The following is a 21,012-nucleotide window of genomic DNA, read 5'->3' on the forward strand; positions in this document are numbered from 1 at the left end:
CTGACGACGAGACCCTATGGCCACTCCCAGCGCTAGCTCTTATAACGCCGACGCCATCGAAGTCCTCTCGGGCCTCGACCCGGTGCGCAAACGCCCCGGCATGTACACCGACACCAGTCGGCCGAACCACCTCGCCCAGGAAGTCATCGACAACAGTGTCGACGAAGCCCTGGCCGGCCACGCCAAATCGGTGCAGGTGATTCTGCACGCCGATCACTCGCTGGAGGTCAGCGACGACGGACGCGGCATGCCGGTCGACATTCACCCGGAAGAGGGTGTGTCGGGTGTCGAGCTGATCCTCACCAAGCTGCATGCGGGCGGCAAGTTTTCCAACAAGAACTACCAGTTCTCCGGCGGTCTGCACGGGGTGGGTATTTCCGTGGTCAACGCCTTGTCGACCGAAGTCCGGGTACGGGTGAAGCGTGACGGCAACGAATACCAGATGACTTTCAAGGATGGCTTCAAGGCCACCGAACTGGAAATCGTCGGTACCGTCGGCAAGCGCAACACCGGCACCAGCGTGTACTTCGCGCCGGATCCGAAATATTTCGATTCACCGAAATTCTCCATCAGCCGCCTCAAGCACGTGCTCAAGGCCAAGGCTGTGCTGTGTCCGGGGCTGCTGGTCAGTTTCGAAGACAAAAGCACCGGCGAGAAAGTCGAATGGCATTACGAAGACGGCCTGCGCTCCTATCTGGTGGACGCGGTCAGCGAATTCGAACGCCTGCCGGACGAGCCATTCTGCGGCAGCCTGGCCGGTAATAAAGAAGCGGTGGACTGGGCGCTGCTGTGGCTGCCGGAAGGTGGCGACGCGGTGCAGGAAAGCTACGTCAACCTGATCCCGACGGCGCAGGGCGGTACCCACGTCAACGGTTTGCGTCAGGGCCTGCTCGACGCAATGCGCGAGTTCTGCGAATTCCGCAGCCTGCTCCCACGCGGCGTGAAGCTGGCGCCGGAAGACGTCTGGGAACGCATCGCTTTCGTGCTGTCGATGAAGATGCAGGAACCGCAGTTCTCCGGCCAGACCAAAGAACGTCTGTCGTCCCGTGAAGCGGCGGCGTTCGTTTCCGGCGTGGTCAAGGACGCTTTCAGCCTGTGGCTCAACGCCAATCCGGAAACCGGTCTGGCGCTGGCCGAACTGGCGATCAACAACGCCGGTCGTCGCCTCAAGGCGAGCAAGAAAGTTGAGCGTAAGCGCGTTACCCAGGGCCCTGCGCTGCCGGGCAAACTGGCCGACTGCGCGGGTCAGGATCCGATGCGCTCCGAGCTGTTCCTGGTCGAAGGTGACTCCGCCGGCGGTTCCGCCAAGCAAGCGCGGGACAAGGAATTCCAGGCGATCCTGCCATTGCGCGGCAAGATCCTCAACACCTGGGAAGTCGACGGCAGCGAAGTGCTGGCGAGCCAGGAAGTGCACAACATTGCCGTGGCCATCGGTGTCGATCCGGGCGCCACGGACATGAGCCAGCTGCGCTACGGCAAGATCTGCATCCTCGCCGACGCCGACTCCGACGGTCTGCACATCGCCACGCTGCTGTGTGCGCTGTTTGTCCAGCATTTCCGCCCGCTGGTGGATGCCGGGCACGTCTACGTGGCGATGCCGCCGCTGTACCGCATCGACCTCGGCAAAGAGATCTACTACGCCCTCGACGAAGCCGAGCGCGACGGGATTCTCGACCGTCTGGTGGCCGAGAAGAAACGCGGCAAGCCACAGGTCACCCGATTCAAAGGCCTGGGTGAAATGAACCCGCCGCAGCTGCGCGAAACCACCATGGACCCGAACACCCGGCGTCTGGTGCAGCTGACACTGGGCGACGATTTTGCCCAAACCTCGGAAATGATGGACATGCTGCTGGCGAAGAAACGCGCCGGTGACCGCAAGACCTGGCTCGAATCCAAGGGCAACCTGGCCGAGGTGCTGGCCTGATGCGGTTTGGCTGGGCCTTGGTGGGTGCCTTGCTGCTGAGTGCGATGAGCGTGTCGGCCGAACCGCTGCAGGAGCTGCGCGTGCTCTCCGAACACCCGGTCGAAGGCATGCGTGGCGGCAACCTGTCGGGACTGGCCATGTGTGGCAGCGAGTTGTGGACGGTGTCGGACCGCGATGACGACCAGATCTATCGACTCAACACCGCCGATCAGGTCTGGCAGGCTGAAGCCTTGCACATCGACGTGCCTCTGGTGCCGGAGACCGGTTTGCCGTGGGGATTGCGCTCGCGCAATTGGGCCGCGTCGTTCGTGCGCGGTGGCGACCTGGATTTCGAAGGCATCAGCTGCGACAGCGCCGGCAATCGCTACATTGTCAGCGAGGGCCACGCGGCGGTCCTGCAAGTGCCCGTCAGCGGCCCGGTCAACTGGCTGAAGATTTCGCCGATGATGGTTCGCGAAGCGCGGGCCAGTGGCATGCTCCTGCATTTCAATGCGATCTTCGAAGGTCTGGCGATCAACCCGGCGGGCGATCAGATGTGGCTGGCCGGGGAACGGCAAAACCGTGGCTTGCTGTTGATCAAGCGTCAGCAGACCGTGTGGGATTGCGACGGTCGTTGCGTGCTGCTCAGCGAGGGCGGCAAGGAGATGCAGCCGCCGCAGTTCCCGCACGCCAAAGCAGTCGACCGCGACTTTTCCGACCTTTCGTTGTTCAACGGCAAATTGTTTACCCTTGAACGCAACGCCTTCCAGATTTGTCGGCGTGATGCGCAGACCGCCAAGGTCGAGCGTTGCTGGTCGTACGCTGCTGAACTGTTGCAGGCCAACCGCCGTTATTCGCAGAACTTCGGGTTGGAAGAGGCGCTGATCGTTGATGCGGAGGGGGCGTGGGTCGGCGTCGACAATAATTTCGGCCCGCGCGCCGACGGTGAGGTTCGGCCGATCGTCTGGCGCTTCGCCGCGCCTGAAGGTGGCTGGAGCGCCAAACCGTGAGTCAGCAACCGCCGGGCAAACGCGCCGGCCGGGTGTTGATGATTCTGGCCTGGTGCGCGGGACTGTTTCTGGCCACACGGTTTTTCGGCCAGTGGGAAGAACGTCAGCAGAATCCGAACGTGGTGGTCACGTCCGAGCAGCATGACGGCGTGGTCGAAGTAAAACTGGCGGGCAATGCCCAAGGGCATTTCGTCGCCAGTGGCCAGATCAACGGTGAGCCGGTGGAGTTCATGCTCGACACCGGCGCGACCGATGTGGCGATCCCGGCGGATCTGGCCAAACGCTTGAAACTGGAAGAAGGTTTCGGTGTGACCCTGAGCACGGCCAACGGCCTGAGCCAGGGCTACCGGACAAAGATCGAGCGCCTGCAACTGGGCGACATCGTGCTGCGGGACGTCCGCGCACTGGTGGCGCCGGGGCTGCATGGCGATCAGGTGCTGCTCGGCATGAGCGCCCTGAACAAACTTGAATTCACCCAGCGCGGTGGCACCATGCTGCTGCGCCAGACAACGAACCGATGAGGCCCGCATGAGCGACTCCCTTGATCTCAGCCTGGACGGTGTAGAACGCCGCTCGCTGGCTGACTTCACCGAAAATGCCTACCTCAACTACTCCATGTACGTGATCATGGACCGTGCCCTGCCGCATATCGGCGACGGTCTGAAACCGGTACAGCGGCGTATCGTCTACGCCATGAGCGAGCTGGGGCTGGACGCTGATTCCAAGCACAAGAAATCGGCGCGTACCGTCGGTGACGTGCTCGGCAAGTTCCACCCGCACGGCGACTCGGCGTGCTACGAAGCGATGGTGCTGATGGCTCAGCCGTTCAGCTATCGCTACACGCTGGTTGACGGTCAGGGTAACTGGGGTGCGCCGGACGATCCGAAGTCCTTCGCCGCCATGCGTTATACCGAAGCGCGCCTGTCGCGCTATTCCGAAGTGCTGCTCAGCGAGTTGGGCCAGGGCACGGCCGACTGGGGGCCGAACTTCGACGGCACCTTGCAGGAACCCTTGGTTCTGCCGGCACGTTTGCCGAATATCCTGCTCAACGGCACCACCGGCATTGCTGTCGGCATGGCCACCGACGTACCGCCGCACAACCTGCGCGAAGTCGCTACCGCTTGCGTGCGCCTGCTCGATGAGCCGAAAGCCACGGTCGAACAGCTCTGCGAACACATTCAAGGCCCGGACTATCCGACCGAAGCGGAAATCATCACGCCGCGTGCCGACCTGCTGAAAATGTACGAAACCGGCAAGGGCTCGGTACGCATGCGCGCCGTGTACCACGTCGAGGACGGCGACATCATCGTCACCGCGCTGCCGCACCAGGTCTCCGGGGCCAAAGTGCTGGAGCAGATCGCCGCGCTGATGCAGGCCAAGCCGTCGAAAGCACCGCAGATCGCTGACCTTCGTGATGAATCCGACCACGAAAACCCGTGCCGCATCGTAATCATTCCGGTCAACAGCCGCGTCGATCACGAAGCGCTGATGCAGCACCTGTTCGCCAGCACCGAGCTGGAATCGACCTACCGGGTCAACGTCAACATCATCGGTCTGGATGGCAAGCCGCAGCTGAAAAACCTGCGCGCATTGCTGGTCGAATGGCTGGAGTTCCGCGTACTGACCGTGCGTCGTCGCCTGCAATTCCGCCTCGACAAGGTCGAGCGCCGCCTGCACCTGTTGGACGGTTTGTTGATCGCTTACCTCAATCTGGATGAAGTGATCCACATCATCCGCACCGAGGAGCATCCGAAAGCCAAGCTGATCGAGCGCTTCGCCCTCAGCGAAATCCAGGCCGACTACATCCTCGACACCCGGCTGCGGCAGTTGGCGCGCCTGGAAGAGATGAAGCTGCGCGATGAGCAGGACGAGCTGCTCAAGGAACAGGCCAAGTTGCAAGCCTTGCTGGGCAGCGAAGCCAAACTGAAGAAGCTGGTGCGCACCGAGCTGCTGAAAGACGCTGAAACCTATGGCGATGATCGTCGTTCGCCGATCGTCGAGCGTGCCGAAGCCAAGGCGCTGACCGAACACGATCTGCTGCCGAACGAGAAAGTCACCGTCGTGCTGTCCGAGAAGGGCTGGATCCGCTCGGCCAAGGGTCACGACATCGACGCCACCGGCCTGTCGTACAAGGCTGGCGATGGTTTCAAGACCTCGGCGGCGGGGCGCTCCAATCAGTTTGCGGTGTTTATCGATTCTACCGGTCGCAGTTACTCGGTGGCCGCGCACACCTTGCCGTCGGCTCGAGGCCAGGGTGAGCCATTGACCGGTCGTCTGACCCCGCCGCCCGGCGCCACGTTCGAATGCGTGCTGATGCCCGAAGACGATGCGTTGTACGTGATCGCCTCCGATGCCGGTTACGGTTTCGTGGTCAAGGGTGAAGACCTGCAAGCCAAAAACAAGGCCGGTAAAGCCCTGTTGAGCCTGCCGAACAACGCCAAAGTTATCGCGCCGCGCCCAGTGGCCGATCGTGAGCAGAACTGGCTGGCCTCGGTCACGACCGAAGGTCGCCTGCTGATCTTCAAAATCAGCGATCTGCCACAATTAGGGAAGGGCAAAGGCAACAAGATCATCGGTATTTCCGGTGAGCGTGTGGCCAGTCGCGAAGAATACGTCACGGACATCGCCGTACTTCCGGAAGGCGCAACCTTGGTGCTGCAGGCCGGAAAACGGACCCTGTCGCTGAAGGCCGACGATCTCGAACACTATAAAGGTGAGCGTGGACGTCGCGGGAATAAACTCCCGAGGGGCTTCCAGCGGGTGGATGCGCTGCTCGTCGAAAACCTCAATTAGGCGAAAACGCCCCTCTAGAGGCGTCGAACTACGATTTAACGCGTAGATCGACGCTTTGGCGCTGGAGTCGGAACGCATATTCACGGATGATATGGCCTTTCCAAGCGCCGGCGTGGCCGAGCGTTCTTCATATTTATTGAGTATTTTCACTGTGGTCAGCCTTGTGGCGGCCACCTGGACGGGATGATGACTGCTCTGCGCCCTCTTATTTTCCTGCTCGCTGGCGTTTTGGGCCTGGCGGGCTGCAGCGTTCACCAGCCGGTGTCGCTGTATCAACTGGACAGCGGAAGTCCGGTTCAGCCTGCGCAAAGCGCTGGCATGGCGGTTTTGTTGGGCCCGATCGTCGTGGCCGATTACCTGCAACGAGAAACCCTGCTGCAGCGTCAGCCCGACGGCAGCCTGCAAGCCTCGACCGATGGTCGCTGGGCGGGCAGCCTTTCGTCGGATATCGATCAGTTGCTGATGCGACAGGTGGCGGGTCATCTGGACAGTCAGCGTGTAGTGCTGGCACCCGCGACGTTGGGCTTCACGCCGGATGTGCAGGTATTGCTAACCATCACGCGACTGGATTCCGGTCAGAAACAACCGGCAATCCTCGATGCGCAATGGCGTCTGATCGACCGTCGTGGGCAGGTACGCGATAACCGCATCGTTCATCTGCAAGAGTTGCATGCCGGGACCACGGCTTCGCAGGTGCAAGCACAGGGGATTCTGCTGCAGCGTCTGGCCGAGCAGTTGTCGGTGGCGCTCAAGCCATTGGCCAACCAGCCGCCGGTGGCCGAAGCACCGCGTAAGGCAGCGCCTAAACCGGCAGCGCCGGCGGCGGATGCAGAGAAGCAGCCGAAGATTCCGATGGCTTCGCCGATTCGCACGGATATGGAAGTGTTCCGCTTCTGAGTCTGGTTCGAGTCAAAAAGCCCGCCTTGTGCGGGCTTTGTTGTGTCTGGGGGCTGGAAATCTTTGCCGTCAGTGCGGGCCTCTTCGCGAGCAAGCTCGCTCCCACAGGTCTTGAAGGTGTTCACAAGGTCTGTGGCAGCCACCGTCCACTGTGGGAGCGAGCTTGCTCGCGAAAGGGCCGGTACAGGCCACAAAAAAGCCCGCAGACAATCACTTGTTTGCGGGCTTCTGTGCATCAGGCCTGAAGCTTACGCCCGGCGCTCATGCATCCGCGCCAGTTGCCGCTCGAGCATCGACGGATAAGGCTCCATCAAGCGCTCCACACAGCAAGCCCCCTCAGGGCTGGCGATCGGACGGATCCGCGCACGCTGGCGAATCAGCCCGTCGTCACCGATCTTGCGCTCGACCAGCAGCAGGTTGCGGCTGTGCTGCGACAGGGCCAGGGCATCCTGGGCCGAGTCGGTCAGCAGCAAGTCGATCTGGCTCAGACCGAACAGGTCTTCACCCAGGGTCAGGCCCAACTGCAATTGCAGGGTGATGCCGCTGTCGGCGACTTCGATCTGCAATTGATGGCCCAGCGCCCGCAGCAATTCACCGCAGCAGATCGCATTGGTCAGGTAGTCGTCACCGCTGTCTTCGGTGTGGAACAGCATCAGCGTGCTGCCGTCGTTCAGGGTTTCGATCTCGCCCTGATACAGCGAAGCGGCCTGATCGAGGCAATCGCGGTAGCGCTCCAGCAACTCTTCCAGACGGGCACGCGGCAGGCGCCGCAGTTGTTCCTGCGAGCCCAGTTGCACGGCCAGTACCGCGCTGTGCTGGGGCACGCTAGGCGTGGCCTTGCGCGTGATCGGTTGCGGCGCTGCATCCAGCGATTCGTCGCGCAGGTCAGCAAAAGCGTCGTCGTCTTCATCATCTTCAACGGTGCTGACCACATGGCGCGGTGCAGGTTTTTGCGCAGCCATCGGGCGGGTTTCGTCAAAGCTCGGGTCGCGCAGGTTGCGCACTTCGAACTCTGGCTCATCCTCTTCTTCGAACTCGGGTTCCGGCTCGGGCTCGGGTTTGGGCGCAGGCTCTGGGGCGAAGTTGGCGTGCAGCTGACGCGCCAGATCGCCGATCTCGTCCTGACGGTCGGTACCCGGGGTGTATTCGTCGATGTTGCGCAGCCAGACGCGCAATTGCAGCAGGGGCGTCGACAGATAGCGGCCCATGCGCAGACTCAGAGCCAGCGACAGCGCCAACAGGATCGCACTGAGAATGCCCATGCTCTGCAGGCTGATGGTCATCGGCTGCTGAAACTGATCCATGTCCAGGCTGATGCGCAGTTGCCCGGCAGTCACGTCCTGGAAGGTGATCTTGCTCTCGTACATGCCCTCGGCTTCGCCCAACAGGCTGTGCTTGGGGCGCTGACCGGATTCGGCGAGGATGCGGTTGTCCACGCTATAGATGGCCGCGTGGGCCACCAGCTTGTTCTTGGTCAGGTTGTTGAGCAGCACGTTGAGGCTGAGGATGTCGTTGGATACCAACAGTTCAGTGGCGGAGGTGGCGGTCTGCGTGGTCAGGCTTTCGCCCAGCGCGTCGGCCTGCTCGTGCATGGCCTGCTTGAACTGCAAGCCCATCACCCCGGCATAGATCACCAGGGCCAGAGCGACCAGGATCACGTTATGGCTGGCAATGCGCAATGCAATCGGCACACGGCGATGACGCAGTGCACGGAAGATCAGCAGGAAGAAGTTATCGGTTTTAACTGGCGTGGGCCGGTTCACTGAGCTCGGCTCTTTTGTCCGTGAAGTTGACGCGCAGTATAGCGACAGGCCCTAGACCGGCAAAGCGCTCGCGGTGCCCGATGGTCACTGAAAGTGGGTAGAATGCGGTTTTTTTCCAGTTGCGGGGGTGCGCGTTGCGCGAAATCGTCCTGATTAACATCACGGGAGTCGACCGTCCGGGTCTGACTGCGGCCATTACTGGCGTTCTGGCACAAGGTGGTGTGAACATTCTCGACATCGGTCAGGCGGTGATCCACGACACCCTGTCGTTCGGCATCCTGGTCGAGATTCCCGACTCCGAGCAAGGCAAAGCCGTGCTCAAGGACATCCTGTTCAAGGGCTACGAGCTCGACCAGCAGGTGCGTTTCACCCCGGTGTCCGAAGAGGACTACCAGCAATGGGTGGGCAATCAGGGCAAGAAACGCCACATCGTCACCCTGTTGACCCGCAAAGTGACCGCCGGCCAATTGCAGGCGGTCAGCTCGATCACCGCCAAATATGGCTTGAACATCGACCATATCGACCGTCTGTCGGGTCGCATGCCGCTGGACACTCCGGCGGACAAGGGCAAGGGCTGCATCGAGTTCTCCGTGCGTGGCGAAGCGGCTGATCCGCAGGCGCTGCGTGCCGAATTCCTCAGCGTCGCGCAGGAGCTGAACGTCGACATCGCCTTCCAGGAAGATTCGCTGTTCCGGCGCAACCGGCGTCTGGCGGTATTCGATATGGACTCGACCCTGATCGAAGCCGAAGTCATCGACGAGCTGGCCAAGGCCGCCGGTGTCGGCGAGCAAGTCTCGGCCATCACCGAGCGTGCGATGGCGGGCGAACTGGACTTCCGCGCCAGCTTCAAAGAGCGTCTGGCATTGCTCAAAGGCCTGGATGTCAGCGTACTGGATTCGATTGGCGCCTCGCTGCGCCTGACCGAAGGTGCCGAAACCCTGTTCGCCGAGCTCAAACGCCTGGGCTACAAGACTGCGATCCTGTCCGGCGGCTTCACTTACTTCGCCAAGCAGTTGCAGGCCAAACTCGGCATCGACTACGTGTTCGCCAACGAACTGGAAGTGGTCGACGGCAAGTGCACCGGCGTGGCGATCGAACCGATTGTCGATGCCCAGCGCAAGGCTGACCTGCTGAAGGAGCTGGCCCATAAGGAAGGTTTGCGCCTGGAGCAGACCATCGCCGTCGGCGACGGTGCGAATGACCTGCCGATGCTGGCGATTGCCGGTCTGGGTGTGGCATTCCGCGCCAAGCCGCTGGTCAAGCAGTCGGCGAAGCAGGCGATCTCCACGCTGGGGCTGGATGGCGTGCTGTATCTGCTGGGCTTTCGCGATCGCGACGGGCAGCTCTGAGCCTGAGGCGGCCTCTGTGGCGAGGGAGCAAGCTCCCTCGCCACAGTTTCTTTAAAGCTTTAAAGCGATTTCCACAACGAGTCGAAATCCTCCTCGCCCCCGCCATGCTGCGCGGCTTCCAGCGAGCGATAGGCAAACTGATTGAAACTGTGCGTGCTCGCCACCCGTCGATCCAGCCCGGCGCGGTGTTCTTCGCCATGGGTGTTGATCAGCACTTTATTGCCTTCCTGAAACGGCAGGCGCGGAGCCAGCAAGGTCGCGGGCAAGTCGATGGCACTGATCTCGGGCAGCAGCAGGCCTCGCAAGTAGTGGCTGTGATCGTCCCGTGAACGCACCAGTTGCAAACCGCAGGGCTCGGCGTGCGGCGCCACCAGCTCAATGCCCATTTGCGGTCCGCCACCGCGTACCTGACGAATCCAGCGCACCACCGCAATGCTCCAGCCTTGATTCGAGCTGTCCTGAATCCCGACCATTTCCCCGGCCTGCAACTCGGCGGGCACTTCGTTCGGCCAGCCCAGGCAATAACCTCCGGGGCTATGGTTGATCACCGGCAAGGTGTAAGTCGGGTAGTGCGGAGTGTGGTCGGCTGTGCTGTCGTCTTCGCCGATATGGTCGTACTGAATCTCTTCGTACGGCAGAAATTCCTCAGCGCTGTTTTGCGGGGCGGCGTCGAACGCCTGGCTCCAACTGTCTTTTTCGCCCTTGGCCACGGCGCGGCTGAAGTTCGCTGCACGGGCACCGGGATGCTTGAGCAGCTCGCTGAAGGTACGTTCGCCGCCCAAGTAGAAGTGCAGGGCGCTCATGCCGACGCACACGGTCAGGTTGCCCTGGCCGGGGGTGCGCTGAAAACTGCGCTCGGCGGTCTGGCCCCAACTGGCGTGCAGATGCTGCAGGGTGTCGAGGCTCAGTCCCGACGGGACGGGCAGTGGTGTCGATGTTTCCTGATGCAGTAAATGCGCTTCGATGACATTCACCAGCGGCTGCGGATTGACGCCGAGCAGGGTGCCCTGTTGTTCCTTGCGAAACATGCTGCGGTAGCGCGGGCCGGTGTCCAGATCGGCGCAGATGGCGAACAGCCCGTCGTCCGGGCTGCCGGGATGCAGTCTGAGCAGGGCGCTCCACGGCTCCAGCACCTCAGCCAGTCGGGCGATCTGGTTCTGCCGCAGTTGGTTGCAACGAGCGCTGCCCAGCAGCAGCGCGGCGATGTAGGTCTGCTCCAGGCTCAGCTCGGTGGTCAGGCTCGCCAGGTCGTCGTGCACCCGACGCTGTTGCAGTTGCACGCCGCAGGCGCAGCGATACAACTGATGCAGCTCGAACCACAGTTGTTCCGGCGCCGGGCTATACAGCTGCGCGGCGCGCAGCAGTTGTCCCTTGAGCGCATGCGCAGCGCGTTGCAGGGCCTGACTGACCAGCGCCGCACGATCCTTGTGGTACTTGGGCACGATGCGCAGCACGATCTGTTTGTAACCGATGGCCAACTGACTTTGCAGTGCCTGACACAGGTTGCTGATCTTGCGCGAACGGTCATCGAGCATGATCGCCTGATGCAGGAAGTGCCGTTCCAGATGCTGGCAGACGAAATACACCTCGGGACGCAGCAGCTCCAGCAGTTGCAGGCGATTGTCACTCGGGGTCAGCAATTGATTGAGTTCGCCCAGGCCTTGGTACAACTGGCGGGCGGTTTCGCCGATGTTGGCCTTGGGCAGGCCGGCGATCCAGCGCTTGAGGTCGCGCGGGGTGGCTTCGCAGAACGACAGGCGCGACTGCGTGGGAATCGGAGCGCTCAGCAGCGGGGGGGAGATGGTCTGGCTCATGCCAAAAACCATAGCAGCAAATGAGCATGTCGGCCTTCAACCGGTAGGAGCTGCGGCAGGCTGCGATCTTTTGATCCTGGTTTTTAAAAACTAAGTCAAAAGATCGCAGCCTGCGGCAGCTCCCACAGGGGGCGCCAATGGATCAGGCGTTTGGCAGCGCCAGAGCCTGGCCCATTTGTACTGGCGAACCGGCGACCAACTCTTCAGCCCATTTCACCTGATCCGGGCCAAACAGCACGATCGCGGTCGAACCCAGCTTGAAGCGTCCCAGTTCAGCACCTTTTTCCAGATGAATCGGCGCACGGGCAGCTTCGTCGTAGCGGAAGGTTTTCAGCTCGCGCTTCGGCGGGGTCACCAGACCGGCCCATACGGTTTCAATCGAAGCGACGATCATCGCACCCACCAGCACCACAGCCATCGGCCCGCGCTCGGTGTCGAAAATGCACGCCACACGTTCGTTGCGGGCGAACAGTTCCGGCACGTTTTCCGCGGTGGTCTGGTTGACCGAGAAAATCCGGCCCGGGATGTAGACCATTTCGCGCAGGGTGCCGGCCAGCGGCATGTGCACGCGGTGGTAATCCTTCGGCGACAGGTAAATGGTGGCGAAGTCGCCGCCCATGAACGGTGCGGCATTCGCCGCGTCACCGCCGAGCAGTTCCAGCACGCTGAAGCTATGGCCCTTGGCCTGGAACACGCGACCGTGTTCGATCGGGCCGAGCTGGCTGACCGCACCGTCGGCCGGGCTGAGGATCGCGCCCGGGGTCTGGTCCAGCGGGCGCGCGCCGTCTTTCAGGGCACGGGTGAAGAAGGCATTGAAGTGCTCGTAGGCGGTCAGGTCTTCGACCAGCGCTTGCGACATGTCCACCTGATAACGCTTGGCGAACCACTGGGTGAAGGCATTCTTGAACCAGCGCACGCGGCACTCGGCAATGCAGCCGGCCAGACGCGACAGCAGGTGATGAGGCAGCAAGTACTGGCTGAGGATAAACAGACGCTCTTTCATTAGTTGTCCTTAGAACCTTGAATCTCGACAGGCGTATCAGGGTGGTTGCCCCATTCGCCCCAGGAACCGGCGTAGCCCTTGACCCGCGGATAACCGAGGGACTTGGCCACCAGATAAGTGAAGCCCGACCGGTGATGGGTCTGGCAGTGGGTAATGATTTCTTTGTCCTTGGTGATCCCGAGGTCTTCGAGGATCTGCGGCATGTCCGTGCGGATCCGCAGCTGACGCGCCTTGTCCATGCCCGCCGTCCATTCGAAATTGACCGCGCCGGGGATGTGTCCGCCCTTGGCGGCCAGCACTTTCTCGCCGGAATATTCCAGCGGCCCACGGGCATCCCAGATCGCCAGATCGGCGGCGCCGAGTCGACTTTGCAGGTATTCGCGGGTGGCGGTCGGCCCTTCGTGCAGGGTCAGCGCCACCGGGCCGCCCACGGCAGGCGGCACCTGGATCGACATCGGCATGCCCGCTTCCAGCCACGCCGGCAGACCGCCGTCGACATAGTGGTATTTGTCGTGACCGATCACATCCAGGAGCCAGGTGAAACGTCCGGCCCAACCGCCGCCCTCGTCGTCGTAGACCACGTAGACCGCCTCCTGGCGATGCCCCAGCTCACCGAACAACGCCTCCAGATCGGCTTTGGCCGGCAGCAGCCCCGGCGCCGGCGGCTGGCCGAGCTGGGTGCGTTTCGGGTCGACAAAGCGTGCGCCGGGAAGATGACCTTCGGCATAACGGGCAGGGCTGGTCAGATCCACCAGAATCAGTTCAGGGGAATCGAGACGCGGGAGCAGGTCGCTCGGCTCGATGACGAGCGGCAAGCCAGAGAAGTCAGACATGTGAGGTCTCCAGAGCACAAAGGGGGGGATTGTAGCGCAGCCTCATCGGCCACGGCTGCTAAAGCTGTGCAGGGCTTTCTCGATGCATTGTGCAGTTTTGCCGAATGCCTGCACGGTGATGTCGGCGAACGGCCCGCCGCCCTGATCGGCCACGACGATCATGATCACCCGGCCGTTATTGACCAGTGAACGCAGGAACAGGTGCTCGCCACGGAACAGCGAACGCAGGCCCGGCGGCAACAATGCGGAAAACTGTGCGTTGTTCTCGGGGTTGATCCGTACTTGTGCCTGCTGCGCGAGTAACCGTTGCAGGACTTTGCTCTGACTGACGACAAAATTCAGCGCGGCGGCTTCCTTCGGCAAACCGAAGGTCTGGTGTACGCGCAGATTGGACTGCGTGCGGTCGGCCATCAGAATCATCACCCGACGCATGCCGCTGGCGACCAGCGCATCGCGCGCGGCGACGGTCAGGCTCATGGCATTGGTGAAGCGGCTTGGCTCAGCCAGCAGTTCGGCGCATTGTCGGCGCCATTGCGTCAGGTCCTCGGCATTTGGCGCGGCCGCTGGCAGCATCCCGGCCGGCAAGCGATGGGTACCCCACGGCCACAATAATGAAACGGCCGGGTGCCACAGATCGGGCATGGCATGCTGGCGCGCACTGTTGGCGGCTTGCTGGTGCAACTGCTGCTGCACTTCATCCATCGAGATTTGCAGATAAAGGCTGGTCAGGTACTGCCAGCGCTCGCTGTGCGGACTGTCCCAGGCCTGTTGCGCCGACAGCGCCAGACCGTTGGCCAGCAATACGGTGTTGGCCGGTTGATTGAGCCAGCGGCGCAAAGTCGGATCGTCATCGAGGCGATTCTGCTGGCGCAGCGGATGCTCGCTGTCGCGGGCGATACGCAGCACTTTCACCAGTTCGCGCTGTTCGCTGAGCAGCAGTTTATAGCCTTGCTGCACCCAGATCGGCAGGTGCCAGACCTGTACCAGTGCCTCGGCGATCTTCAGCAGGCGTACGCCAAACAGTTGCTTCTCGACCACCAGCGCCGATTCGCCCTTGTGGATCACCCGCAGCTCCCACTCTTCGAGCAACTCGGGAAACGTCAGCGCCAGCGGCCATAACGGCGACAGAAACAACAGGCTGCCCCAATGAATGTCCTGCCACAGGCGCGCGAGGCGACTGGCAAAAAAACCGTTGGCCTGTTGTGTGGCGTGCTGGCTGATCATTTGCAGTTGGCGCAGGGCTTTGGGGATTTGCAGCTGCGGTTCGACCGGCAGGCGCGCGAGCAATTCTTCGGTACGCGCCAGGCCCAGACGGTTGATCGCCACCTCGAGATTTTCCGCCGCAGCGGCCAGGGTGCCGTGGGTGTGACGATTCGCCTCACGGATGATGCTCAAGGCCAGTGCCGGGCTGTCCTGCATCAGGTCGGCAATGTCGCGCAGCGAACTGCGGTTGTCACGGATCGCGCGGCACACCTTGTCGTGAGCCTCTTGCGGCACGGGCAGCCGGACGCTGTCGAGCAGCTTGACCCAGCCTTCGAGGGTGGTCGGTTTTACGTGTGGGACGTTCGTTTCATTAGCCATGTCTGGACGGGATCTTCACTGACTGTAGACGCGCCCGGCATGGGCTAAATTGGCTTTTCGCCTGAACTGGCTATAGTCTGGCGCAGTTTTGCCGATAAGTAGAAGAAGAGATTTTTTAACTTCCGAATATGACCTTGAACCCGACTTAAGTAAGTACTTTCTACCTATGGCTAAAATTATCGGCATCATCGTCGTATTCGCGAGCGTGCTCGGCGGATACGTGCTCTCCCACGGCAAAATTGCCGCCCTGATCCAGCCCTTCGAGGTGATGATCATCGGTGGTGCGGCCCTCGGTGCATTCCTCCAGGCCAACCCCGGTTACATGACGATGCACGTGCTCAAGAAATCCCTGAGCATGTTCAGTTCGCGCTTCAGCCACACGTTCTATCTGGAAGTGCTGGGCCTGATCTACGAGATCCTCAACAAGAGCCGCCGCGAAGGCATGATGGCCATCGAAGGCGATATCGAAGACGCCGCTGCGAGCCCGATCTTCGCCAAGTACCCGGCCGTGCTCAAAGACGAACGCATGACCGCGTTCATCTGCGATTACCTGCGCATCATGTCCTCCGGCAACATGGCTCCGCATGAGCTGGAAGGCCTGTTCGACATGGAGCTCTACAGCCTCAAGGAAGACCTTGAGCACCCGTCCCATGCGGTGAACGGCATCGCCGACGCCATGCCTGGTTTCGGTATCGTCGCGGCGGTACTGGGTATCGTGGTGACCATGGCGTCCCTGGGCGAAGGCGATCAGAAATCCATCGGTCTGCACGTGGGTGCGGCTCTGGTCGGTACCTTCTTCGGTATTCTCGCGGCCTACGGCTTCTTCGGCCCGTTGGCGCATTCCCTGGCCCACGATGCCAAGGAAGAGCTGAACGTCTATGAAGCCATCAAGGCTTCGCTGGTGGCGTCGGCTTCCGGCATGCCGCCATCGCTGGCGGTGGAGTTCGGGCGCAAGGTTCTGTACCCGGCGCACCGTCCAAGCTTCGCCGAGCTGGAACAAGCCGTTCGCGGTCGCTAAGTCATGGAAAATAATCAGCCGATAATCATCAAGCGCGTCAAGCGCATAGCCGGTGGGCATCACGGCGGGGCGTGGAAGATCGCCTTCGCCGACTTCGCCACGGCGATGATGGCGTTCTTCCTGGTGTTGTGGTTGCTGTCCACCGCAACGCCGGAGCAGAAGATCGCCATCGCCGGTTACTTCAAGGATCCGGTCGGCTTCTCCGAAAGCGGCACGCCGTACATCATCGATCTGGGCGGCACACCGACCCTGGCGCCGGAAAACACCCTCAACCCTGAAGTGAAATCGCAGCCGCAACCGGACAAGGTCACGGTCGACACCGAGCAGGTCGAAGGCATGGCCGAGCAGGTCGAGAAAGAACGCCTGGAACTGTTGCTGCAGGAACTGCAGAACAAGGTCGACGAGAACCCGCAGCTGCAGAAGTTCAAGGATCAGATCCTGTTCGAGATCACCCCGAACGGCCTGCGCATCCAGATCATGGACGCCGAAAACCGGCCGATGTTCGACTCGGGCTCCGCGCGTCTGAAGCCGTACTTCGAAGACATCCTGCTGGCCATGGCCGACACCATCAAAGCGGTGCCGAACAAGATCAGCATCAGCGGTCACACGGATGCCAAGCCGTACACCGGCACCGGTGATTTCGGTAACTGGGAACTCTCGGCCAACCGTGCCAACGCCGCGCGGCGTGCGCTGGTGGCAGGCAGCTATCCGGATTCGCAGGTGGCGCGGGTCGTCGGTTATGCCTCGTCGGCGTTGTTCGACAAGGAAAACCCGTTCAACCCGGTCAACCGCCGCATCGACATTGTGGTCCTGACCAAAAAGGCCCAGGCCGCCATCGAAGGTTCGCAAGGTGCCGACGCGGCCAAGCCAGCCGCCGAAGGTCAGAACGGCGCCGCTCCGGCGACGCCGGTCGATCCGAACGCGCTGCCGGCGGATCAGCAACCGGTGCCGGCCCACGAGTTGCGCGAACGCTTGAACCTGTTCGACGACGCCGCACCGAAACCGGCCGCGCCGGGGACTGCGGCGCCAGCGCCGTCTGCTCCGCCAGCCGCTGCACCGGCCCCCGCACCGAAGCAGTGACCGACAAAAAAGCCGACAATGATGTCGGCTTTTTTGTGGCTGTTGATCGGCTTCAAAAACCGCGTCGAATCCGGTTTTTCAGTTGTTCATGGAACAGATCGGCGTTGCGCTTATAGGTACCACTGAAGGATTCGTTGCTCGAATCCAGCGTCATCGAGCGCTTGCTCGACACTTCTTCACGATAGGCATCGATGAAGAAATTCAGATCACTGGCTGTGCTCAGCTTCGGCCACTTGTCCAGATACTCCGGCAACCGCGCGGGCCCGGTGCGGAACGAGCAGATCCGTCGGTTGCTGATGGTCGCTTCGCCGATTTCGAACGGCACCCACCACGACAGTGCGGTTTTCTCCGAAACCACCGCCAGCAGGTGTGTGCATTCGGTGATGTTGCGGGTGATCACCCCGGTGATGTCGTCGGTGGTCTGCGATTCCGGGTCGAGTACGTCGAGGTAGGTCTTGATGTTGGCCTGCATCAATTGGGCATTGATCGCCATGGCTTGCGGACGATCGATGTGGCGGTAGCTGATGAATACGGGCATCAGAAGTGTCCTTTTATGGCGAGTTCGCGGTAATAGGCGCCGAGCGCCGTGAGGCGGCAGCCGGTGGAGTGAAGCGCGGCGTAGTACATGTGTTCGGCATCCACCGGTTCGATCAGGCTGTGGCGGTTGCACATTTGCAGTTGCTTGAAGATGTCGCCGTGCTCGGGGTCGAACAGCGCTTCGGTGGGCTCGTAGCTGGGATCGAGCCGGAAGACGAAACTTGGCTCGGGGAACCAGTCCTTGAGTTTGCGCAGGGTTTCCTCGGCAATCAGCGGCGCGACTTCGCGCAGCGGCACGAACTGCGAGACATTGGTCTTGAACACCGGACGCTGTTCCCAGGCGCCCAGCGCATTGTCGACAAACGAATAAACGCTACCGGGGGTGACCTTGCCGAGTACGTTGGCAGCGCCACCGTGCAGCGCTTGCAGCAACAGATCCGTGAATACGCCATGACCGCGACTTTCCACAGCGTACTGTTCTTTTTTGCAAGCCGTGAGAATGGTCACGCCTTCGCCGATCACACTGCTGCCGCCACGCAGATTACGCATGGCGCCTGCTGCGCCGGCCTGGCAGCAATCGAGAATGATGATTTTGTTCTTGATGTGCGGGGCCTTGTCCGCCCACTCCAGAATGTCACTGATGCGGATCCCGTCTCCGCCAGGCTGATAGTCCTGGGGAACCAGGAGTCCTTCGTCGATGCTGGTGTCGAACTGACCATGGCCGGCGAAGTACAGCAGTGCCACGTCACAGTCGCCTGAGAACAGGCTCTGGATCTGCTGTTTCATATGGCTGAGCGTGAGTTTTTCTTCGGCTGAAGTCAGCACTTTGCTGCTGAAGTTCGGTCGCCCGTTGGCGTGACGCTCCAGCACCGACGCCATGGCCATGGCGTCGTTGTTACAGCCGCTCAAGGGCGAGACGTGGTCGTAGTGGTTGATGCCGATAAACAGTCCTTTGCGCATGGTTACACCGCCGTGTGCAGACGAATCGCACTGACGATGCTGTTGGTGTTCCACGCGCACTCGGCGTGAGCCGCCTCACGCACGACAGTGGAAATGCGCTCGGCGCCGAACGGCTTGATCGCGATGATCACTTTGCCCATGCGCTTGGCGATCTCGATTTCCTTGTTGATCCACTTGCTGTAGGTCGAATACATCCCGGCCATGATCAGCACCGCCGAACACGGACGAATCTTGTTTTCGATGGCTTCTTCAAGCTGCTTGTCGGTCTGCGCGCCCATGATCGGGTTGTGCGGCGGCACGGAAAAATTCTTGAAACTGAAATCCGGTCTGGCGCCGAGCAGGCGTACCAGATTGTCGTGGGCGTGGGCGTAGTTCCACGAATGGCTGATGAACAAATGGTAGGTCTGCATGGGGTTCCTCGAAGGTCGCGAAGGTGCGAAGGAGGACCCCAATCTAGGCATCTGACGCGGGCCTACAAGGGCTGGGCGGTGAAAGAGAAATGTCCTGCAAACAGGTGCGGGCGGGTCCGTCAGAAGAGTCTGACGTTTAACGGAATCGGGGATTTGTCAGGCGTGGTCCGACATCCGGCAGCCCTCGGGCGAGAGGCTGCCGGTGCAGATGTTTAGTAGCCGTTTTCCGGCAGGCTGGCGATGATCGAGCGGTAGCTGTTCATCCGCTGCTGCTGCACGCGGCCGTCTTCCAGGGCCTTGAGCAGTGCGCAACCGGGTTCGCGATCGTGTTTGCAGTCGCGGAAGCGGCAGGTGCCGAGCAGGTCGTTGAACTCGATGAAACCGGCTTCGACGTCGGCGCGGCTGACGTGGCCCAGGCCGAATTCACGGATACCCGGGGAGTCGATCAGCTCGCCGCCGCCCGGGAAGTGGAACAGGCGTGCGGTGGTCGTGGTGTGCGTGCCCTGACCGGACAGCTCCGACAACGGGCCGACACGGGTTTCGACTTCCGGCAGCAGGCTGTTGACCAGCGACGACTTGCCGACGCCGGACTGGCCGACGAACACGCTGATGCGCCCGTCGAGCTGCTTCTGCAACTGCTCCATGCCATTGCCGTGATGTGCGGACACTTCCAGCACCGGATAACCCAGCGTGCGGTACACCGCCAGCAGGGCATTGAGCGCCGGGGCGTTTTGCTCGTCGATCAGGTCGAATTTGTTCAGCAGCAGCAACGGGCGGATGCCGGCGTGTTCAGCGGCCACCAGGTAGCGGTCGATCAGGTTGGCATGCGGCTCGGGCAGTGGCGCGAAGACAATGACGATCATGTCGACGTTGGCAGCGACCGGCTTGAGCTGGCCACGACTGTCCGGGCGGCAGAGTTCGGTGGTGCGCGGCAGTTGTGCGACGATCACGCCGATGCCCTGGTTGCCGGCGCGCCAGACCACCCGATCACCGGTCACCAGCGCCGGCAGGTTGGCGCGCAGGTGGCAACGGAATACCTGACCGGCCAGATCGCCGTCCACAGCCTCGACCTCGACCTGCACCCCGAAGTGGGCGATCACCAGGCCGTGTTGCTCAGGCCCCAGATCGCCGCCCTCGAGGGCTTCGACCGCCGAGGACTCGCGTTTGGCGGCGCGGGCGGCGCGCTCGCCCTGAATCTTTTCGATGCGCCAGTTTTGACGACGATTGAGTTGGCGTTTGGCCATGGGTGTTCCGTCTGAAGAATGCAGCGATTAGGTAAAACGGCCGCGAGTTTAGCACGCCCGGGCACCGGCCTAGGCTAAACTGCGCAGCATTGCCTAGGAGCCCGAATATGCAAAACCCGCAGAACCTGATCTGGATCGACCTGGAAATGACCGGTCTGGATCCGGAAAACGACGTCATCATCGAAATGGCCACCATCGTCACCGACAGTGACCTGAACACCCTGGCCGAAGGCCCGGTGATCGCCATTCACCACAGTGACGAAGTGCTCGCCCGCATGGACGAGTGGAACACCCGCACCCACGGCAACTCGGGCCTGACCCAGCGCGTGCGTGACAGCCGTATCAGCATGGCCGAGGCCGAGGCCGAAACCATCGCTTTCCTCGAGAAATGGGTACCGAAGGGCAAGTCGCCGATCTGCGGCAACAGCATCTGCCAGGATCGTCGCTTCCTTTATACCCACATGAAGGCACTGGAAAGCTACTTCCACTACCGCAACCTCGACGTGTCGACGCTCAAAGAGCTGGCCGCACGCTGGGCACCGGACGTGCGCGACAGCTTCAAGAAGGGCAGCACGCACCTGGCACTGGACGACATCCGCGAATCGATCGCCGAGCTGCAGCACTACCGCAAGCATTTCATCAAGTTCTGATGGCTTCCCTGTAGGAGCTGCCGCAGGCTCGGGCCGCGATCGGACGATCTTTTGATGTTGCTTGTAAAAAACAAGATCAAAACATCGCAGCCTGCGGCAGCGCCTACAGAGGATTGTCGTGATCGCGCCCCCTTCTGGTGCGGCTCCGAAATGGCTAGACTGCGCGC

The 21,012-nt window shown here is 61.6% G+C and carries 18 protein-coding genes; 9 read left to right on the forward strand and 9 right to left on the reverse strand.

Annotation, left to right across the window (positions count from 1 at the left end):
• Window positions 1-16: 16 nt before the first annotated feature.
• The 5 genes from parE (at window position 17) to B1722_RS21755 (ending at window position 6,603) form a co-directional block, all read left to right on the forward strand.
• A complete protein-coding gene (gene parE / locus B1722_RS21735) occupies window positions 17-1,924 on the forward strand; it encodes a DNA topoisomerase IV subunit B (RefSeq protein ID WP_041065763.1) in 1,908 nt (635 codons plus the stop codon).
• Window positions 1,924-2,913, forward strand: a complete 990-nt coding sequence (locus B1722_RS21740) for an esterase-like activity of phytase family protein (protein ID WP_086794243.1) — start codon at window positions 1,924-1,926, stop codon at window positions 2,911-2,913. The genes parE and B1722_RS21740 overlap by 1 nt, the downstream gene beginning before the upstream one ends.
• Window positions 2,910-3,434: a TIGR02281 family clan AA aspartic protease gene (locus B1722_RS21745; RefSeq protein ID WP_041065757.1), complete on the forward strand. Its 525-nt coding sequence runs from the start codon at window positions 2,910-2,912 to the stop codon at window positions 3,432-3,434. Before B1722_RS21740 ends, B1722_RS21745 begins: the two co-directional genes overlap by 4 nt.
• Window positions 3,435-3,441: 7 nt before the next feature.
• Window positions 3,442-5,706 (forward strand): DNA topoisomerase IV subunit A, encoded by a 2,265-nt coding sequence (gene parC / locus B1722_RS21750; RefSeq protein ID WP_003221074.1) that lies wholly within the window; start codon window positions 3,442-3,444, stop codon window positions 5,704-5,706.
• A 186-nt stretch (window positions 5,707-5,892) separates the two neighbouring features.
• Window positions 5,893-6,603 carry a membrane integrity-associated transporter subunit PqiC gene (locus tag B1722_RS21755; protein WP_041065754.1) on the forward strand — a complete coding sequence of 237 codons (711 nt, stop codon included), beginning with the start codon at window positions 5,893-5,895 and terminating at the stop codon, window positions 6,601-6,603.
• Window positions 6,604-6,851: 248 nt separating this feature from the next.
• Here B1722_RS21755 and B1722_RS21760 read toward each other — a convergent pair whose 3' ends face one another.
• On the reverse strand, window positions 6,852-8,366 hold the full coding sequence (locus B1722_RS21760; protein WP_041065751.1) for an AhpA/YtjB family protein: 1,515 nt from the start codon (window positions 8,364-8,366) through the stop codon (window positions 6,852-6,854).
• Window positions 8,367-8,500: 134 nt separating this feature from the next.
• Here B1722_RS21760 and serB point away from each other — a divergent pair, with 134 nt between their 5' ends.
• Window positions 8,501-9,715, forward strand: coding sequence for a phosphoserine phosphatase SerB (serB, locus tag B1722_RS21765; RefSeq protein ID WP_007967407.1), 1,215 nt, complete (start codon window positions 8,501-8,503; stop codon window positions 9,713-9,715).
• Window positions 9,716-9,774: 59 nt separating this feature from the next.
• Here the strand turns inward: serB and B1722_RS21770 are convergent, their stop codons facing one another.
• The 4 genes from B1722_RS21770 to B1722_RS21785 all read right to left on the reverse strand — a co-directional run bounded on the left by B1722_RS21770 (window position 9,775) and on the right by B1722_RS21785 (window position 14,946).
• Window positions 9,775-11,529 (reverse strand): molecular chaperone, encoded by a 1,755-nt coding sequence (locus tag B1722_RS21770; RefSeq protein ID WP_086794244.1) that lies wholly within the window; start codon window positions 11,527-11,529, stop codon window positions 9,775-9,777.
• A 142-nt stretch (window positions 11,530-11,671) separates the two neighbouring features.
• On the reverse strand, window positions 11,672-12,532 hold the full coding sequence (gene asd / locus B1722_RS21775) for an archaetidylserine decarboxylase (protein ID WP_041065746.1): 861 nt from the start codon (window positions 12,530-12,532) through the stop codon (window positions 11,672-11,674).
• On the reverse strand, window positions 12,532-13,365 hold the full coding sequence (gene rhdA / locus B1722_RS21780) for a thiosulfate sulfurtransferase (protein ID WP_086794245.1): 834 nt from the start codon (window positions 13,363-13,365) through the stop codon (window positions 12,532-12,534). Before rhdA ends, asd begins: the two co-directional genes overlap by 1 nt.
• A 42-nt stretch (window positions 13,366-13,407) precedes the next feature.
• Window positions 13,408-14,946 (reverse strand): HDOD domain-containing protein, encoded by a 1,539-nt coding sequence (locus tag B1722_RS21785; RefSeq protein ID WP_086794246.1) that lies wholly within the window; start codon window positions 14,944-14,946, stop codon window positions 13,408-13,410.
• A 166-nt stretch (window positions 14,947-15,112) separates the two neighbouring features.
• Between B1722_RS21785 and motA the strand changes: the two genes are divergently transcribed.
• Window positions 15,113-15,964 carry a flagellar motor stator protein MotA gene (gene motA, locus B1722_RS21790; protein WP_007952169.1) on the forward strand — a complete coding sequence of 284 codons (852 nt, stop codon included), beginning with the start codon at window positions 15,113-15,115 and terminating at the stop codon, window positions 15,962-15,964.
• A gap of 3 nt (window positions 15,965-15,967) precedes the next feature.
• Window positions 15,968-17,044 (forward strand): flagellar motor protein MotB, encoded by a 1,077-nt coding sequence (motB, locus tag B1722_RS21795; protein WP_047290970.1) that lies wholly within the window; start codon window positions 15,968-15,970, stop codon window positions 17,042-17,044.
• A 52-nt stretch (window positions 17,045-17,096) separates the two neighbouring features.
• Here motB and B1722_RS21800 read toward each other — a convergent pair whose 3' ends face one another.
• The 4 genes from B1722_RS21800 to rsgA all read right to left on the reverse strand — a co-directional run bounded on the left by B1722_RS21800 (window position 17,097) and on the right by rsgA (window position 20,195).
• A complete protein-coding gene (locus B1722_RS21800; protein WP_041065725.1) occupies window positions 17,097-17,582 on the reverse strand; it encodes a toll/interleukin-1 receptor domain-containing protein in 486 nt (161 codons plus the stop codon).
• Window positions 17,582-18,541 carry a caspase family protein gene (locus B1722_RS21805; RefSeq protein ID WP_086794247.1) on the reverse strand — a complete coding sequence of 320 codons (960 nt, stop codon included), beginning with the start codon at window positions 18,539-18,541 and terminating at the stop codon, window positions 17,582-17,584. The genes B1722_RS21800 and B1722_RS21805 overlap by 1 nt, the downstream gene beginning before the upstream one ends.
• Before the next feature lie 2 nt (window positions 18,542-18,543).
• Window positions 18,544-18,951 (reverse strand): TIR domain-containing protein, encoded by a 408-nt coding sequence (locus B1722_RS21810; protein ID WP_041065719.1) that lies wholly within the window; start codon window positions 18,949-18,951, stop codon window positions 18,544-18,546.
• A 212-nt stretch (window positions 18,952-19,163) separates the two neighbouring features.
• On the reverse strand, window positions 19,164-20,195 hold the full coding sequence (gene rsgA / locus B1722_RS21815; protein WP_041065716.1) for a small ribosomal subunit biogenesis GTPase RsgA: 1,032 nt from the start codon (window positions 20,193-20,195) through the stop codon (window positions 19,164-19,166).
• A 107-nt stretch (window positions 20,196-20,302) separates the two neighbouring features.
• Here rsgA and orn point away from each other — a divergent pair, with 107 nt between their 5' ends.
• Window positions 20,303-20,845, forward strand: coding sequence for an oligoribonuclease (gene orn / locus B1722_RS21820; protein ID WP_003221098.1), 543 nt, complete (start codon window positions 20,303-20,305; stop codon window positions 20,843-20,845).
• The last annotated feature ends 167 nt before the right edge of the window (window positions 20,846-21,012 follow it).

Origin of the sequence: Pseudomonas sp. SCPG-7, assembly GCF_002156405.1 — a bacterium.
In the GTDB taxonomy this organism is placed as follows: Bacteria; Pseudomonadota; Gammaproteobacteria; order Pseudomonadales; family Pseudomonadaceae; genus Aquipseudomonas; species Aquipseudomonas parakoreensis.

Coding starts and splice junctions, on each gene's coding strand:
- B1722_RS21770 (WP_086794244.1), bottom strand. CDS start 11,529: ATGAGCCAGACCATCTCCCCCCCGCTGCTGAGCGCTCCGATTCCCACG.
- asd (WP_041065746.1), bottom strand. CDS start 12,532: ATGAAAGAGCGTCTGTTTATCCTCAGCCAGTACTTGCTGCCTCATCAC.
- motA (WP_007952169.1), top strand. CDS start 15,113: ATGGCTAAAATTATCGGCATCATCGTCGTATTCGCGAGCGTGCTCGGC.
- orn (WP_003221098.1), top strand. CDS start 20,303: ATGCAAAACCCGCAGAACCTGATCTGGATCGACCTGGAAATGACCGGT.
- parC (WP_003221074.1), top strand. CDS start 3,442: ATGAGCGACTCCCTTGATCTCAGCCTGGACGGTGTAGAACGCCGCTCG.
- motB (WP_047290970.1), top strand. CDS start 15,968: ATGGAAAATAATCAGCCGATAATCATCAAGCGCGTCAAGCGCATAGCC.
- B1722_RS21810 (WP_041065719.1), bottom strand. CDS start 18,951: ATGCAGACCTACCATTTGTTCATCAGCCATTCGTGGAACTACGCCCAC.
- B1722_RS21755 (WP_041065754.1), top strand. CDS start 5,893: ATGACTGCTCTGCGCCCTCTTATTTTCCTGCTCGCTGGCGTTTTGGGC.
- B1722_RS21800 (WP_041065725.1), bottom strand. CDS start 17,582: ATGCCCGTATTCATCAGCTACCGCCACATCGATCGTCCGCAAGCCATG.
- parE (WP_041065763.1), top strand. CDS start 17: ATGGCCACTCCCAGCGCTAGCTCTTATAACGCCGACGCCATCGAAGTC.
- B1722_RS21805 (WP_086794247.1), bottom strand. CDS start 18,541: ATGCGCAAAGGACTGTTTATCGGCATCAACCACTACGACCACGTCTCG.
- rsgA (WP_041065716.1), bottom strand. CDS start 20,195: ATGGCCAAACGCCAACTCAATCGTCGTCAAAACTGGCGCATCGAAAAG.
- B1722_RS21785 (WP_086794246.1), bottom strand. CDS start 14,946: ATGGCTAATGAAACGAACGTCCCACACGTAAAACCGACCACCCTCGAA.
- B1722_RS21740 (WP_086794243.1), top strand. CDS start 1,924: ATGCGGTTTGGCTGGGCCTTGGTGGGTGCCTTGCTGCTGAGTGCGATG.
- rhdA (WP_086794245.1), bottom strand. CDS start 13,365: ATGTCTGACTTCTCTGGCTTGCCGCTCGTCATCGAGCCGAGCGACCTG.